Origin of the sequence: Pseudomonas izuensis (genome assembly GCF_002356535.2) — a bacterium.
Taxonomy (GTDB): Bacteria; Pseudomonadota; Gammaproteobacteria; order Pseudomonadales; family Pseudomonadaceae; genus Aquipseudomonas; species Aquipseudomonas izuensis.
Window position 1 is genome coordinate 4,614,795 of sequence record NZ_AP017423.2, and the last position, 15,469, is coordinate 4,630,263.

Consider the following 15,469-nt stretch of genomic DNA (forward strand, 5'->3'; position numbering starts at 1 on the left):
CCAGGTTTTGCACCTCGGCGGGCTTTTTTGTATCCGGGTGGGTTAGAACGCGCCCATGTAGTCGCGCTTGCCCACTTCCACACCGTTATGACGCAGCAACGCATAGGTGGTGGTGACGTGGAAGAAGAACTGCGGCAAGCCGTAGGTCAGCAGGTAAGCCTGGCCGGAAAAGCGCTTCTCTTTCGGCGTGCCCGGACGGGTCACGATTTCGATGCCTTCCTTGCCGTTGATCTGCTCCGGTTTGATCTCACCAATGAACGCCAGCACCTTGGCGATCAATGCTTGCAGTTCGGCGAAGGTGGTTTCGGTGTCGTCGTACTTCGGCAACTCGACTTCAGCCAGACGCGCGGACACGCCTTTGGCGAAATCAACGGCGATCTGCACCTGACGCACCAGCGGGAACATGTCCGGGTACAGGCGGGCTTGCAGGAAGGCGTTCGGGTCGATGTTCTTGGCGGTGGCGTGGGCTTCGGCCTTGTTCAGTACATCGCTCAGGGCGTTGAGCATCTGTTTGAAAACTGGGACAGAAGCGTCATACAGGGAAATGGTCATGGCAGGTCTCATGGAGTGACGGAGGGAAACATCAGCCACCTGGAGGAGCGAGCCTGCTCGCGATGAACCACCAGACACCACGGGTAATCAGACAACCCGCGTTATCGTTGACGACCATCGCGAGCAGGCTCGCTCCTACAGGGGATCGCATAGTGGGCCGATTATAGCCATGCATGGCCCTTCCCAGACTGCTCTTTTTCAGCTGCCGTACACCTTTGCCGCCGGAACCGCCTGAGTCAGCAGTTGTGCGACCGCGTCACCCACCTCGCCAACCGCCCAGCGGCCCTTGCGATCCAGTTCGGGGCCTCGACGCCAGCCGTCGGCAATCGACAACTTGCCGCCCTCGATTTCGAACATCTGACCGGTGACATCGGCAGACGCCTCGGACCCGAGCCACACCACCAGCGGCGCGACGTTTTCCGGGGCGAAGTAATCAAAGCCCTCCTCCGGCTTCTTCATGGTCTCGGCAAACACCTGCTCGGTCATCCCGGTGCGCGCCGCCGGAGCGAGGGCGTTGACGGTAATCCCGTAGCGTCCCAGTTCCGCCGCCTGTACCAACGTCAACGAAGCAATCCCACCCTTGGCCGCCGCATAGTTGGACTGGCCGATGGAACCCTGCAACCCGGCGCCGGAACTGGTGTTGATGATCCGCGCATCGACCTTTGCACCACCCTTGGCCTGTTCACGCCAATACTTCGCGGCATGACTGGCGATACAGAAATGGCCTTTCAGATGCACGGCCACCACCACATCCCAATCGGCCTCGGTGAGGCTGGCGAACATGCGGTCGCGGCAGATGCCGGCGTTGTTGACCACTACATTCAGTCCGCCGAAGGTTTCGATGGCCTGGCGCACGATGAGCGCCGCCGAGTCATAGCGGGTGATGTCGTCGCTGTTGGCCACGGCGCTGCCGCCCTGACCGAGGATTTCGCCGACCACGGCCAGTGCCGCTTCACGATTGATGTCATTGACCACCACTTTGGCGCCCTCGGCGGCAAAGGCCAGCGCATAGGCCCGGCCCAGACCGCCGCCGGCGCCGGTAATGATCACCACGCGGTTTTCACAGATTTTCATGTTGTTATTCCTTTCTGGTCGACTGGTTCCCTGTGGGAGCTGGCTTGCCAGCGATGCAGACGCCGCGGTCTATCAGGCCCACCGCAGCGATCCCGTCGCTGGCAAGCCAGCTCCCACAGGTTCAGTGTGTATCTGCTTATAAGCGCTCGATAATCGTCACGTTGGCCTGGCCACCGCCTTCGCACATGGTCTGCAAACCATAACGACCGCCGCTGCGTTCCAGTTCATGCAACAGGCTGCACATCAACCGCGTGCCAGTTGCACCCAACGGATGGCCGAGGGCAATCGCACCGCCGTTGACGTTGGTTTGTTCATGGGGATAGCCGGTCTCCTTGAGCCAGGCCATGGCCACCGAGGCGAAAGCTTCGTTGATCTCCACCCGGTCGATGTCTTCAAGCCGCATGCCGGCGCGTTTCAGTGCATAGGCGGTGGCCGGGATCGGCGCGGTGAGCATCCAGATCGGGTCTTCGGCGCGCACGCTCAGGTGGTGAATACGTGCACGGGGCGTCAGTCCGTAACGCTTGAGCGCCGCTTCGGAGACGATCAGCATCGCGCTGGCCGCATCGCAGGTCTGGCTCGATACTGCCGCCGTCACCCGATCGCAGCCGAACAGAAACTCCAGTTCGGCCATTTTTTCCAGGCTGGTCTGGCGCGGCGTTTCATCGTGCAACACACCGGCCAGCGGTACGATCTCGCGGCTGAATCGGCCTTGTTCGATGGCGCGCAAGGCGCGCTGATGGGACTCCAGCGACCAGGCTTCCAACTGGGCCCGGGACAGGTCCCACTTTTCAGCAATCATCTGCGCCGAACGAAACTGTGTCGGTGGTTGTGCACCATAACGGCGGACCCAGCCTTCGGAACCGCTGAACGGATCGCTGAAGCCCAGGGGCTCGGCGGCGATCATCGCCGAAGAGATCGGGATCTGGGTCATGGTCTGCACGCCACCGGCGATGACCACGTCCTGGGTGCCGCTCATCACTGCCTGCGCCGCGAAGTGCACCGCTTGCTGGGACGAACCGCACTGGCGGTCGATGGTGGTGCCGGGCACCGCTTGCGACAGGCCCGCGGCCAGCCAACTGGTGCGGGCAATGTCCCCGGCCAACGGGCCGATGGTGTCGACACAGCCGAAAATCACATCGTCGTAATCGTCGTCGGGGATGGCATTGCGCTCCACCAGCGCGCGCAACACATGGGCGCCCAGGTCGGCGGCGTGAATCTGGCTCAAACCACCCTTGCGCCGCCCGGTGGGCGTGCGCAGGGCGTCGACTATGTAGGCTTCAGGCATGGTTTACCTCGGTAAAAAAATGAAATCATGAAGGCTGCCAAATAACCTGTGGGAGCGGGCTTGCCCGCGATGGCGGTGTGTCAGTCACCCGAGATGTTGGATGTGATGCCCTCATCGCGGGCAAGCCCGCTCCCACAGTTTTTCGGTGCCCTTGATATCGGGCATCAGTCGCCGTCAGAAAGTACTGCCGGCCCCCAACGCAGGATTACCCTCAAACAACGCCGCACGTATCCGTCCCTTATGCAACCCGCGATCACCCCAGACCTTGTCCAGCGCCCAGGCGCGTTTCATGAACATATGCAGGTCGACTTCCCAGGTGTACCCCATCGCGCCGTGGGCCTGGATGGTGTTTTTCGCGGCCAGCATGGCCGCTTCCGCCGTCGCCAGTTTGGCGTGGGACACCAGCACGTCTTGCCCTGCCTGCTGCCCGGTGACGGCATGAGCGGCGCGATACAACGGGCCTTTGGCGAATTCGATCTGCACCGCGACATTGGCCATCAAATGCTTGACCGCCTGGAACGAACCGACTGGTTTGCCGAACTGCTTGCGCTCGAAGGTGTAATCCACCGCCAGGTCGACCATGCGCTTGGCCAGCCCCAGCAATTGAGCGGCACTGCCGAGGGCGCCACGGTTGACCGCAGCGGCCCACAAACGACGGCCCTGTTCACCGCTGGCAACGCAGGTAGCAGGCGCCGGCGTCCACTGGACCTGGAACAACTGGCGGCTGGGATCGACCGATACGTTACGCGTCAGGCTCACCGCTTCGCGCTCAACCGCATGCACTTCATCGCCATGGGCCAGCAGGAGCAGATCCGCAACGTGGGCATCACTGACCAGCGGATTCCCTGGCTCGCCAATCGCCAATCGCGCACTGCCCTGTGCAACCCGCGACAACCAGTGCTGCTTGAGTGCTGCGTGTCGATCATCGAGTGCGGCAAGCAACGGCACACCGACCAGCATCGTCTCCACCAACGGCTCGGGCAGCCCGGCATAACCACATTCCTGGGCGATCAGAATGAAGTCCAGTTCATTGAGACCCATGCCATCGTGCGCCTCGGGCACGGTCAGGGCGGTCAGGCCCAGCTCCACCAGTTGCGCCCACAGCTCGTCACTTCGCCCGCTGTCGCTCTGCCAGAGTTCGCGAATGCGCTCCGGGGTGACTTCATTGATCAGAAAACTTCTGACGCTGTCCTGAAACAGCAGTTGGTCGCGGCTGAAACTAAAGTCCATGGTCTCTTCCTCAGGCGCGCGGCATGCCGAGCATGCGTTCGGCGATGATGTTGCGCTGGATCTCGTTGGTGCCGGCGTAGATCGGTCCGGCCTGGGCAAACAGGAAACCTTCCAGCCAATGGCCGACATCGCCGGCCGCCGGTGCTTCGGGCAGTAGTTCGCCGCGCAGGCTGAGGATGCTCATGGCGGTGTCGTGCATGCGTTGATCCAGTTCTGACCAGAAGATCTTGTTGGTCGAGGATTCCGGACCGATCTTGCCGCCCTGTACCAGTTGCGAGGCGGTCATGTAGGTGCTCAGGGTGTAGGCCTCGGCGTCCAGCCAGGCACGCATCACCGCCTCGCCGATGGCCGGGTCGCGGTCGGCATGCTCGCGGTTGGCCTGGTACAACTGCACCAGCCGTCGCGCTGTTTCCTGAAAACGCGCGGGTGAGCGCAGCAGCAATCCCCGTTCGAACCCGGCGGTGGACATCGCCACGTGCCAGCCCATGCCCTCGCCGCCCAGGGCGTTTTCCACCGGCACCTTGACGTCATCGAAGAAGATCTCGGCGAACCCCGGCAGACCGTTGAGCTGCGGGATCGGCCGCACGGTGATGCCGGGCGTGTCCAGCGGCAGCAGAATGAACGTCAGTCCGTGATGGCGCTGGGATTGCCCGTCGGTGCGGAAAATACCGAAGGCCCAATCGGCCCACACCGCGCGGGTCGACCAGGTTTTCTGGCCGTTGATCACGTAGTGGTCGCCGACCCGTTCGGCTCGGGAGCGGATCGCCGCCATGTCGGAACCGGCACCCGGCTCGGACCAGGCCTGGGCCCAGATGTCTTCACCGGTGGCCATACGCGGCAGAAAACGTGCTTTCTGCTCGTCGCTGCCGTACTCCATCAAGGTTGGGCCGAGCAGGAAGATGCCGTTCTGGTTGACCCGTGCCGGCGCCCCGGAACGGTAGTATTCCTCTTCGAAAATCAGCCATTCGATCAAGTCGCAGCCGCGCCCGCCCAGTTCGGTCGGCCAGGTCACCATGCCCCAACGGCCTTCGTTGAGTTTGGCTTCCCAGGCGCGGTGTTCGGCAAAGCCTTGTTCGGTGTCGAACGATTGCAGCGGTTCACTCGGTACATTGGCCGTCAGCCAGGTTCGCGCCTCGGCACGAAAGGCCTGCTGGGCCGGGGTATAGGTCAGGTCCATGAATATGCCTTCAGCCGTTGAATCGGGCATCGCGTTTCTCGACGAACGAGTCGCGTGCTTCCTGAGAATCCAGTGAGCGATAGGCTTCGAGGGTGAAGCCCTGCTCCCAGCGGTATTTGTCTTCGAGATTGCCGTCTTCGATGCCGGTCAGCGCTTCCTTGGCCAGGCTGATCATTCCCGGGCTCTTCGCGGCGATGGTGCGAGCGATCTGCAACGCGGTCTCGCGCAGGTCTTCGCGCTTGACCACCTGCTCCACCGCACCGAGGCGCCAGGCTTCGGCGGCGTCGATGGCCTGGCCGGTGAAATACATGTGGCGGACTTTCTGCACCGGGAACAGGCGCTGCAAATGCGCACCGCCGCCCATGGCACCGCGATCCACTTCCGGCACGCCGAAGGTGGCGCACTCGGACGCGACAATGATGTCGGCCGCGCCGCAGATGCCGATGCCGCCGCCCAGCACGAAGCCGTGCACCGCGACGATCACCGGTTTCGGGTTGCGGTGGATCGCCTTGAAGCTGTCGTAGTTGCCCTTGTTTACCGCGACGATCAGGTTGCCGTCGGCGGCCAGTTCCTTGATATCGACCCCGGCGCAGAAGCCGCGACCTTCGGCACGGATCACGATCACCCGCACGTCGCTGTTGCGGCCCAGGCCCTCGATCTCGCTGGCGATGTCGGCCCAGCCCTGGCAGTTGAAGGCGTTGACCGGTGGCCGGTTGAAGACCAGTTCGGCAATGCCGTTATCGATGCTGACGCTAAATGGTTTCATGCCTTTTTTCCTTCACGACACACGGCGGCACAGCTCGCCCAGACGCGCTTCGGCGTCGCGGACGATCTGTTCAATCAATTGGGCGCAGCTGGGCAGGCTGTCGATGGAGGCGGCGATCTGTCCGGCGGGCAGTACGCCCTCAGCCGGATGCCCGTCGACCATGGCCTTCTGGATCACCATCGGCGCGTTGGCGGCCATGAGGCTTTGCGCGGCGCTCAGTTCTCCGGCACTGCGCATCTTCAAGGCACTGCCGAGCAGTTGCGTCAGGCTCATGCCGGTATGGCGGCGATACGCCAGGCCACTCTGCAACGCCAGCAGCCAACGCTTGAGGCTTCCACTAGCCTCAAGCCGGTCGAGCAATTCGTTGCGAATCATCCGTTGCGGCATGCCGTCGATGGCGCGGCTGATGATGATCGCCGCCGGGTCCTTGACCGCCAGGTATCGCGCCAATGTCGCCCGCGGCACCGGGCTGTCGGCGCACATCAGAAACCGCGTGCCCATGGCGATGCCTTCGGCACCGTAGGCCAGGGCCGAGACCAGGCCTTTGCCATCCTTGAAGCCACCTGCTGCAACCACCGGCACAGACACGGCATTGACCACTTGGTCGAGCAGCATCGAGGTCGGCACGGAACCGGTGTGCCCGCCGCCCTCGCCGCCCTGCACGGTCACCGCATCGGCGCCCATTTCCACGGCTTTCTGTGCGTGTTTCAGGGCGCCCACGGTGGGAATGCACACCACCCCGGCATCCTTCAGACGGCTGATCATTTGCTTGCCGGGCGAACGGCTGTAGCTGACCGCCCGGACTTTGTGGCGCAACACCAGCTCGACGATGTCGGTAGCGTTGGCTTGATACATGTGGAAGTTCACGCCGAACGGCTGATCCGTCAGACGCCGGGTTTCAAGGATCGCCGCCTCCATGTGCTGCGGCTCGATGGTCGCCCCGGCAAGAAAACCGAAGCCCCCGGCATTGCCCGTGGCCGCCACCAGTTTCGGGTCGGCGACCCAGCCCATGGCGGTCTGGATGATCGGGTAGCGGCAACCGAGCAACCCGGTCAGTCGAGTGTTCAAGGAAATCGCCATGCTCACGCCCCGCCCGCTTTACGCTGGGAACTGGCCATGGCCTTGGCGTCATAGCCACCGAGGCGGTCACCGGACACCAGTTCATTGTGGGCATGGGCGAAGTGGTGCAAGCCAAAGACCATGTCCATGGTCGCGCGCTTGCCCATCAGGTCTTCGGCGTTGTTCACCGCCTGCTTGCTCAATTGCAGACCCAGGCGTGGCATCTGTGCGATGCGCCCGGCGATATCGAGGGTCTGTTGCTCCAGTTCATCGCGGGCGACTACCCGATTGAGCATGCCCATCTGATAGGCACGCGGGGCCGGCATGCGTTCGCCGAGGAACAGGAACTCCTTGGCGATGCGCGGGTTCAGTTCATGCACATGGGCGAAATACTCCACTCCGGGAATGCCCATGCGCACCACAGGATCGGCAAAGTAAGCGTCTTCGCTGGCGACGATCAGGTCACAGACCCAGGCCAGCATCAGTCCGCCGGCAATGCACGCACCCTGGACCATGGCGATGGTCGGCTTGGGCATCTCGCGCCAGCGTCGGCACATGCCCAGGTAGACTTCCTGCTCACGGGCATAGAGAAACTCGCCACCCGGCTTGTTCACATGGTCGTACCACAGGCTCGCACGGTCGAAGGTCTTGTCCACATCTCGACCGGGCGTGCCGATGTCATGCCCGGCGGAGAAATGCTTGCCGGCGCCACGCAACACGATGACCTTCACGTCATCGTCATCGCAGGCCCGGCGAAACGCCGCGTCCAGCGCATAAGTCATCTGCGAATTCTGCGCGTTGTGGTACTCGGGGCGGTTCATGGTGACCAGCGCCACCGCGCCACGCACCTCGTACAGCACCACGTCGGCCTGATTGTTATCGTTATCTTCAGCCATCACTTGTCTCCGCAACGCATTGCTCAGCGTTGGCCTGGCGGGTTGTCTTTAAGTTGCAGGGCGCGCAGGTTGTGCGGGTCCAGACGCTGGATCAGCTGCAACTGCTCGGCCGTCGGGGCCGCGGTGGTCGGGCAGTCGTCCGGCACGTGCAACTCGAACCCGGTGTTGTCCTGCACTTGCGTCGCCGTCACGCCGGGGTGCAGCGAGCGAATGCGCATCTGCCGTTGCGGACCCTGGAAATCCAGCACGCAGAGGTCGGTGATGATCAGGCGGATATCGATGTCATCCAGCGACCAGCCCAGGGCCAGGCGAGCCGGGTTGTAGCCGACCGAAGCGACCATATCGACCTCGCCTTCGACGAACACCCGACGGTTGTGGCTCGGCACGCAAAACGAGTTGGCGTGGCTGATCGAGTTGCCGGGAAAGCCGCGCACACCGAGCATTTGCGCCTTGGGCTTGGCGTAGTCGCCGATGCAGGAAATGTTGGCCTGGCCGAAACGGTCGATCTGGGTCGGGCCCACCAGCGCATGACGCTTGCCGCCCCAGACGTTGTCGAAAATCCGCGAGAAGCCCATCCAGCTGTCGCGCTTGGGCTCGTAGCCATTGCGTGCGCCCAAGGGCACCGGTTCGGCAACCATGTAGGCTTCGGAATCGGTCATCAGCAGTTTCGGGTTGCTGGTGAGCATGGCCAGTGACGCGGCCAGGCGCGGGATTACGCCGATGCCGCTGGCCAACACTTCGCCGTCTTCGCGCCAGGCTTCAGAGGCCGCGCAGATCATCAACTCGGCGAGGCTATAAGTAGTCGTGTTCATCGAAAGGCTTCCTCAGAAAATCGGCAACGGCAGTTCACGGATGGCAGCCAGGCCGCCGACCTTGTCCAGGTACTGTTCGTGGGTGCAGTCAACGTAGTCACGGACGTAGCCCTGCCAGCCATCGGCCGCCTGGACCGTGGCGTTGTAAGCCTTGAAGTGCGCGACGTCGAAGCCGTACAGCGGCGCGCAGGACGACGGATGCGCCCCGCCTGGCACGTGGGCCACGGCGGTGGTCAGGTTGCGTTCCCAGAACACCTGATGCGCCAGTGCCGGGTCGCGGTGGAAATACGCGCTGTCCACCAGCTCATCGCAGGTCACGTAGCTGTGGGTCGCCGCGCGGACGAACAGGTCGTCCATGTAGTGATCCGGACCACTGATCTGGCATACGCCGCGCGCATCGGCGCGGTCGACGTGCACCAGCGCCGCGTCGAGCTTGAGCGCCGGCATGGCGACCCAGTCCTTGCCATCGGCATAGGGCGAGGCGATCAGTTTGATCTGCGGGTTGTGCCGCAGCACATCGGTACCCAGGCCCACTGCCGTGGGAATGAACGGCACGTTCATCGCCGCTGCGCGAAGGCCAAGCAACAGCATGCCTTCATCGATCTCCATCACCTCCAGCGCCGCATCCTGGCGCGCCTTGCGGAAGTACGGTTCCAAGGGAATGAAGTCCAGCGAGACGAAGGCGAATATCAGTTTCTTGATCTTGCCCGCCGCGCAGAGCATGCCGACATCGGCGCCACCGTAGGCGACCACGGTCAGGTCCTTGAGGTCCGAACGCAGAATCTCGCGCACCAGGGCCATGGGTTTGCGCCGCGGACCCCAGCCACCGATACCGATGGTCATGCCGTCACGCAGCTGGCCGACGATCTCGGCCGTGGTCATTTGCTTGTTCAAGGTCATGCTCCTCATTGACGACCGACGCTGAAGTCATGGCCCCAATGGCTGACCACGGTGCTTTCGAACGGCGTATGGCGATCCCAGTCGACCACCAGGCCATCGCAGCCATACTCCAGATCGAACCCGGACGGCGTCTTGATGTAGAAGGAAATCATCTGGTCGTTGGTGTGCTGGCCGAGAGTCGCCGAGAGCTTCACGCCGTTGGCGTGCACCCGGTCCAGGGCGCGGCCGACTTCGTCCAGGGCATTGACCTCGACCATCATGTGCACGCAGCCGTGGGGCATCGGGCACTCGAAGATCGCCAGCGAGTGGTGCCGGCCGTTGTTGCAGTGCAGGAAGTGGATGCGCTTTTGCGGCTCGGCCGGGTCCGGGGTGAAGCGGACTTTCATCAGGTCGGACAGGCCGAAGCCGAGCACCTGCTCGTAAAAATCCCGGCAGCGTTCGAAGCTCGGCGCCGGCAGTACCACGTGGCCCATGCCCAGATCGTTGGTGACGAAACCCTTGACCCCGACTGGCGAGACGAAACGGGCGAAGTCTTGCAACGGTCCCCAGAACAGCTCGTGGCGATTGCCATCCGGGTCGCTGAAGTGCACCAGTTCCTGAACCTTGCGCAGTTCGGCTTCGGCAGCGGTGCCGCGAGTGACCTGTACATCGGCTTGTTGCAGCTCGCTGATCGCCTGTTCGAACGCCGTCTTTCCGGCCATTTCCCAGCCGCAGGCACCGAAGCCGTTCTCGGCATTTTTCTGTACCAGAATGCGGTAATGGCGCTCGTCCATTTTCAAGTACAGATACTCACCGTCATCGTCGCCGGCGACCATCATCCCCAGCACCTGGCTTGCGTAATGACGCCACTGCGCCAGGTCGCTGGACAACAGGGTGACGTAACCCAGACCACGGATATCCATGGATGCACTCCTCGTTTTGCTCAGGCCGTGCCGCCCTTCGGCGATTGCCGGGGGAGACTTTATGTGGGCCTATTCAAACGGGTTCGGACAGGGGCAACATCGTCCAATGGGACTAGCGAAACTGATTGGGGCGGGAATAAAAAACGGGCCTTGGGGGCCCGTTGGAAAGTTGGCCTGGATTCCGTTCCAGACCTGAAAACCCGGAAGCTCGGGAACGATAGAGAACACTGTGGGAGCGAGCCGGCTCGCGAAAGCATTGTGTCAGTCAACATCAACTCTGAATGTGCCGCCCTCTTCGCTGGCAAGCCAGCTCCCACAGGCTCCTGTGGCGGATGCAAAGTCCGCAAACAACACAAAACCTGTGGGAGCGCGGCTTGCCCGCGATGGCGGTGTGTCAGTCGACATTGATGTTGCCTGACACAATGCCTTCGCGAGCAGGCTCGCTCCTACAGATTCCTGCGGCGGATGCAAAGTCCACAAACAACACAAAACCTGTGGGAGCGCGGCTTGCCCGCGATGGCGGTGTGTCAGTCGACATTGATGTTGCCTGACACAATGCCTTCGCGAGCAGGCTCGCTCCTACAGGTTCCTGTGGCGGATGCAAAGTCCGCAAACAACACAAAACCTGTGGGAGCGCGGCTTGCCCGCGATGGCGGTGTGTCAGTCGACATTGATGTTGCCTGACACAATGCCTTCGCGAGCAGGCTCGCTCCCACAGGGAATGCGATCAATGTCCGCCATCAACCCTTGCGAAAATGCGGGATCACTTTTTCACCGATGTTCTTCAGGGTTTCGAGCTGCGCCCACTGCGGCACGGTGCCCATCTGGCAGATGAACAGGATCTCGTCGGCGCCGGCGTCGATCAGGCGCTGCACGTAGCCGATGCAATCCTCGACGGTGCCGTAGGCGTGGTTGGGGTTCATCATCGCCATGGTCGGGTCGGAGAAGTCGACGCTGACTTCTTCGGAGGCGAAGCGCGACTTGATCACGCTCTGGCCGTTGCCATCGACGAAGGTGTCGTCCTTCCACTTCTCCGGGTCCGGACGCTCGCCACCGCCGTACCAGTAGCCCAGGGATTCCATGAAGTAACGCTGGCCACGGATACCGATACGCCGTGCCTCTTCGTTGTCCTCCAGCACGATCGCCGGGCACAGCGCCGCGATGTGACGGTTGGGACGGAAGCCCACTTGCTTCTTCTCATCGCGGTTGTCATAGGCCGTGTGATACACCTCGACCTTCTTGGCGATTTCTTCCGGACCACCGAAGCCCAGTACCAGCGCGCCCATGCCGCGACCGCCGGCGTTTTTCAACGATTCGGTGTTGGTGCACGCCAGGTACATCGGCGGGTGTGGATCCTGATACGGCTTTGGATGGATCGGACGCTTGGGGATCTGCACGAAGTCGCCGTTGTGCTCGATTTCGTCCTGCACGAACATTTTCGGGATCAGGTACATCATCTCGTCGATCTGCGGCTGCAAGGTCGCCAGGTCGTAGCCGAAGGTGCCAGCCTCCTGCTGGGTGCCGCCCTTGCCCACGCCGAAATGCACACGGCCCTTGGACAACAGGTCGAGGGTGGCGATGCGCTCGGCGACTTTCACCGGGTGGTTCATCGCCGGTGGCAGGCAGACCACACCGTGACCGATGCCGATGCGCTCGGTCTTGCCGGCCACGAACGCCAGCATGGTTTCCGGCGCGGACATGTGCGAGTAGTTGCTCAGCGCGGTGTGCTCCACGCACCAGAAGGTATCGAAGCCGAGCTTGTCGGCCAGCACTGCCTGTTCGACGGTGTCCTGGAAAATCTTGCGGTCGCCTTCGCGGCTGGAGTCCACCGTCTGGGCTTCGTAAATCAGGGAAAATTTCATGGTTGATCCTTGTGCTTATTTGGATGCGCAGTCGGCGCCAGAGACCTGTGCCTTGCGCCCATGCTCGGGTATTGGCAGGGCGCTCGAATCACGCAAACGGACTAGCTGATTCAGCAGAAACCATCAGAGGAAAAAGTCATTGCTGTCCTGCCCCATGCTCACGCCGCCGAGGTTCCACGCATACTTGGCCGGACTGTTGGCGACGTGGGCACGGCCGGTGTGAATGTCGCGGAAGGCGCGGTTGATCGGGTGGCTGCGGAAGATCGTCGAGGCGCCGCTGTTGAACATCAGCTCGCCGACAGCCTTGGCGCACTTGTCGGCCACCAGCGCCGAGTCGTAACGCATCTTCACCCGCTCGGGCATGCTCAGCGGCTCGCCCTTCTGCGCACGATCGAGCATCAGGGCGAAGTTGCGCTGCAGCACGGTCTTGCACTCGTCGACACAGACCATGGCATTGGCCAGCGCCGATTGCGCGGCCGGGTCCTGGACCATCTTGCGCCCGTCATTGACACCCACCCGCGCACGGTTGTGCTCGACAAACTGATTCACTGCGCCTTGCAGGGCACCGATGGCCGACGAGGAAACGGCACGCACAAAAATCTGCCCGAACGGCAGGCGGAACAACGGCGCGGTGTTCACCGCATTACCCGGGCTGTTCTGCATGAAGCCGTCGAAGGCGCGATGGGTGCGGTACTCGGGAACGAAAGCGTTCTCCACCAGAATGTCGTGGGAGCCGGTGGCTTCCAGGCCCATGACGTTCCAGTTGTCGAGAATCCGGTAGTCACTGCGCGGCACCAGGAAGGTCCGGTAATCCGGCGCCCCGCCCGCCTCCTCCGGCGGTACCAGTGCACCGAGGAATACCCAGTCGCAATGCTTGCTGCCGGACGAAAAGCCCCAGCGCCCGCTGAGCTTGAAGCCACCCTCGACCCGCTCGACCTTGCCCACCGGCATATAGGAAGACGAGATCAGCACACTGGAATCATCGCCCCAGACATCCTGCGCAGCGCGGTCATCGAACAACGCCAGTTGCCAGTTGTGGATCGCCACCACCCCCAGCACCCAGGCCGACGACATGCAGCCTTCGGCGAGGGTCATCTGCACGTCGAAAAAGTCCTTGGGTTCCAGCTCATAACCTTCCCAACGCGAGGGCTGGAGGATGCGGAAGAAACCGGCGTCCTGGAAATCCTTCAGGGTTTCTTCGGGCAACTGCCCGGCCTGAGCGGCGTTCAGGGCGCGCTCACGCAGGATCGGCACCAGCTCGCGGGCACGTTGGCTCAGACGCTGGCGAATCAGGTCTTGGTTGAGCATTGTTATTGTTCTCCTCTGTTCACCCCATCCGCCGGGGCGCGCGTGCAGCGGGGCCTGAACAGCGCCCCCTGCGTGGCATTCAAGCAATGCGCGGCGGGGTGGGCATCCCTCAAACGGACCATGCCGGGTGGAGAATGGAAAAGATCAGAGATTGGCTCGCTCGCCGCATTTCCCCTGTGGGAGCAAAGCTTGCTCGCGATGGCTTTGTGTCAGGCGATGTGGATTTTGATGGTGTACATATCCATTGCTGCGGTAACGGCTGCTTATGGTTTCACCCTTACGGCGAGTCACTTTCGAAGAGCGCGAAAGTAACCAAAGCGCTCGTGCCCCACCACTCGGTGCCTCGCTATGGCTCGGCATACCCTCACTCCGGCCAGCGTGGTTTAACGGGGCGCCCAGATCAAAAGCAAAACGAGGCGGCCTGACAGCCGACCTGGCTTTGGCAAATGCCCCGATCCTCTGTGGGAGCGAGCCTGCTCGCGAAGGACGTCAACGATTACGCGCCCTGCCTGAATAAACGCGGTGCCTGGTCGTTTTTCGCGAGCAGGCTCGCTCCCACAAGGGATTGGGTACATCCGCAAGAGACACGTCGGCTGCCAGGCCGTCATCGCTGCGATGCGGCGCCCCGACAAGCCAGCTCCCACAGGGGACAGTGTACACCTGCTTCTCACCACTCAACAGGCCGAGCGTTAGCTCGCCTGCAAGCTTTTGATCTTGATCCACCCGCCCCTTCGGAAGGCTGAGTGGAGGTGTTCATCCGGGGAGTGGCGCGCAGCGCCGTTCGACGCAGTCGAACACGCTGCATGTAGGTGCAGCGAAGCCAACCGGAGGGCAGTGCCCCCGGATGGATACCGGAGCGAAGGAACCCCGAGCCTTGGCGAGGGGCCGGACGCCGGGGCGAGCCTTTTTGGGTACTTTTTTGGCGTTTGAAAAAAGTGCCTCGCCGCAAGGGCGAAACCATAAGTGGCCGTTACCGCAGCACCGGATATGTACTCAATCAACCCACCCGCCTGGTCGGCCCGGAGGCCGCCAAGTCTCAACGATCAACTAGTCCCCTCGGACGATGTTCCAGATGGACGCCAGAGCAAGAATCCATCGCACTCCATGCACAACAAAAAGGGCTCGTGCGATGAACGACATCAATCTGAAAGCCGACATGCTCCAGGCCATGCGCCGCCTGGCCAAGTCAGTCACCATTATCAGCACCAGCAACGGCTCCGAGCGTTTCGCCATGGCCGCCACGGCGGTTGACTCCCTGAGCACCGAACCGCCGTCGCTGCTGATCTGCGTCAACAAGACCGCCTCACCCCACGCCGCCCTGGCAACCGGCGCGGATTTTTGCGTGAACATCCTCGGGGTCGAACAACAGGACCTGGCGCACCTGTGCAGCGGCGCGATCAAGGGCGAGGCGCGCTTCGACCGGGGCAACTGGCTGACCAGTGCCGGCGGCATTCCTTACCTGGGCGACGCTCAGTCGGCGATCCTCTGCCGTCAGGACGGCCACTTCAGCTACGGCACCCACACCATATTCATCGGGCGCATCCTGCAAATCCACACCAGTGACGCCATCACCCCGCTGGTCTATCTCGACGGCAGCTACACCACCACTGCCAAGCCGACACCCTCCTTCGCTGTCGCTGGCTGAG

At 62.5% G+C, this 15,469-nt stretch carries 14 protein-coding genes; 1 reads left to right on the top strand and 13 read right to left on the bottom strand.

What is annotated here, in order from left to right; genetic code table 11:
* Positions 1 to 42: 42 nt before the first annotated feature.
* From LAB08_RS20310 to LAB08_RS20370, 13 genes are all read right to left on the bottom strand, one after another.
* Positions 43 to 552, bottom strand: coding sequence for a DUF1993 domain-containing protein (locus tag LAB08_RS20310; RefSeq protein WP_096510021.1), 510 nt, complete (start codon positions 550 to 552; stop codon positions 43 to 45).
* Between the two features lie 198 nt (positions 553 to 750).
* On the bottom strand, positions 751 to 1,626 hold the full coding sequence (locus LAB08_RS20315; RefSeq protein ID WP_096510020.1) for an SDR family oxidoreductase: 876 nt from the start codon (positions 1,624 to 1,626) through the stop codon (positions 751 to 753).
* Positions 1,627 to 1,762: 136 nt separating this feature from the next.
* Positions 1,763 to 2,911, bottom strand: a complete 1,149-nt coding sequence (locus LAB08_RS20320; RefSeq protein WP_096510019.1) for an acetyl-CoA C-acetyltransferase — start codon at positions 2,909 to 2,911, stop codon at positions 1,763 to 1,765.
* A gap of 174 nt (positions 2,912 to 3,085) precedes the next feature.
* Positions 3,086 to 4,141: an acyl-CoA dehydrogenase family protein gene (locus tag LAB08_RS20325; protein WP_096510018.1), complete on the bottom strand. Its 1,056-nt coding sequence runs from the start codon at positions 4,139 to 4,141 to the stop codon at positions 3,086 to 3,088.
* A gap of 10 nt (positions 4,142 to 4,151) precedes the next feature.
* A complete protein-coding gene (locus LAB08_RS20330; protein ID WP_096515277.1) occupies positions 4,152 to 5,318 on the bottom strand; it encodes an acyl-CoA dehydrogenase family protein in 1,167 nt (388 codons plus the stop codon).
* 10 nt (positions 5,319 to 5,328) lie between these two features.
* Positions 5,329 to 6,084 (bottom strand): enoyl-CoA hydratase family protein, encoded by a 756-nt coding sequence (locus LAB08_RS20335; RefSeq protein ID WP_096510017.1) that lies wholly within the window; start codon positions 6,082 to 6,084, stop codon positions 5,329 to 5,331.
* Between the two features lie 12 nt (positions 6,085 to 6,096).
* Positions 6,097 to 7,164, bottom strand: a complete 1,068-nt coding sequence (locus tag LAB08_RS20340; RefSeq protein ID WP_096510016.1) for an NAD(P)H-dependent flavin oxidoreductase — start codon at positions 7,162 to 7,164, stop codon at positions 6,097 to 6,099.
* Positions 7,165 to 7,166: 2 nt separating this feature from the next.
* Entirely contained in the window at positions 7,167 to 8,039 is an 873-nt protein-coding gene (locus tag LAB08_RS20345) for an enoyl-CoA hydratase (protein WP_096510015.1), read from the bottom strand.
* A gap of 23 nt (positions 8,040 to 8,062) precedes the next feature.
* The gene (locus LAB08_RS20350; protein ID WP_096510014.1) at positions 8,063 to 8,851 is read right to left on the bottom strand and encodes a CoA-transferase subunit beta; all 789 of its coding nucleotides are present in this window, start codon (positions 8,849 to 8,851) and stop codon (positions 8,063 to 8,065) included.
* A 12-nt stretch (positions 8,852 to 8,863) separates the two neighbouring features.
* Positions 8,864 to 9,745 carry a CoA transferase subunit A gene (locus LAB08_RS20355; protein ID WP_096515275.1) on the bottom strand — a complete coding sequence of 294 codons (882 nt, stop codon included), beginning with the start codon at positions 9,743 to 9,745 and terminating at the stop codon, positions 8,864 to 8,866.
* Between the two features lie 11 nt (positions 9,746 to 9,756).
* Positions 9,757 to 10,653: a VOC family protein gene (locus LAB08_RS20360; RefSeq protein ID WP_096510013.1), complete on the bottom strand. Its 897-nt coding sequence runs from the start codon at positions 10,651 to 10,653 to the stop codon at positions 9,757 to 9,759.
* Between the two features lie 740 nt (positions 10,654 to 11,393).
* Entirely contained in the window at positions 11,394 to 12,515 is a 1,122-nt protein-coding gene (locus LAB08_RS20365; RefSeq protein ID WP_096510012.1) for an LLM class flavin-dependent oxidoreductase, read from the bottom strand.
* A gap of 123 nt (positions 12,516 to 12,638) precedes the next feature.
* Positions 12,639 to 13,823 (bottom strand): acyl-CoA dehydrogenase family protein, encoded by a 1,185-nt coding sequence (locus LAB08_RS20370; RefSeq protein WP_096510011.1) that lies wholly within the window; start codon positions 13,821 to 13,823, stop codon positions 12,639 to 12,641.
* A gap of 1,129 nt (positions 13,824 to 14,952) precedes the next feature.
* Here LAB08_RS20370 and LAB08_RS20375 point away from each other — a divergent pair.
* Positions 14,953 to 15,468: a flavin reductase family protein gene (locus LAB08_RS20375; protein ID WP_096510010.1), complete on the top strand. Its 516-nt coding sequence runs from the start codon at positions 14,953 to 14,955 to the stop codon at positions 15,466 to 15,468.
* Position 15,469: the final 1 nt, after the last annotated feature.

Excerpts from the sequence above, each read along its gene's own strand:
- LAB08_RS20310 (WP_096510021.1), bottom strand. The coding sequence starts at position 552 with ATGACCATTTCCCTGTATGACGCTTCTGTCCCAGTTTTCAAACAGATG.
- LAB08_RS20315 (WP_096510020.1), bottom strand. The coding sequence starts at position 1,626 with ATGAAAATCTGTGAAAACCGCGTGGTGATCATTACCGGCGCCGGCGGC.
- LAB08_RS20320 (WP_096510019.1), bottom strand. The coding sequence starts at position 2,911 with ATGCCTGAAGCCTACATAGTCGACGCCCTGCGCACGCCCACCGGGCGG.
- LAB08_RS20325 (WP_096510018.1), bottom strand. The coding sequence starts at position 4,141 with ATGGACTTTAGTTTCAGCCGCGACCAACTGCTGTTTCAGGACAGCGTC.
- LAB08_RS20330 (WP_096515277.1), bottom strand. The coding sequence starts at position 5,318 with ATGGACCTGACCTATACCCCGGCCCAGCAGGCCTTTCGTGCCGAGGCG.
- LAB08_RS20335 (WP_096510017.1), bottom strand. The coding sequence starts at position 6,084 with ATGAAACCATTTAGCGTCAGCATCGATAACGGCATTGCCGAACTGGTC.
- LAB08_RS20340 (WP_096510016.1), bottom strand. The coding sequence starts at position 7,164 with ATGGCGATTTCCTTGAACACTCGACTGACCGGGTTGCTCGGTTGCCGC.
- LAB08_RS20345 (WP_096510015.1), bottom strand. The coding sequence starts at position 8,039 with ATGGCTGAAGATAACGATAACAATCAGGCCGACGTGGTGCTGTACGAG.
- LAB08_RS20350 (WP_096510014.1), bottom strand. The coding sequence starts at position 8,851 with ATGAACACGACTACTTATAGCCTCGCCGAGTTGATGATCTGCGCGGCC.
- LAB08_RS20360 (WP_096510013.1), bottom strand. The coding sequence starts at position 10,653 with ATGGATATCCGTGGTCTGGGTTACGTCACCCTGTTGTCCAGCGACCTG.
- LAB08_RS20365 (WP_096510012.1), bottom strand. The coding sequence starts at position 12,515 with ATGAAATTTTCCCTGATTTACGAAGCCCAGACGGTGGACTCCAGCCGC.
- LAB08_RS20370 (WP_096510011.1), bottom strand. The coding sequence starts at position 13,823 with ATGCTCAACCAAGACCTGATTCGCCAGCGTCTGAGCCAACGTGCCCGC.
- LAB08_RS20375 (WP_096510010.1), top strand. The coding sequence starts at position 14,953 with ATGAACGACATCAATCTGAAAGCCGACATGCTCCAGGCCATGCGCCGC.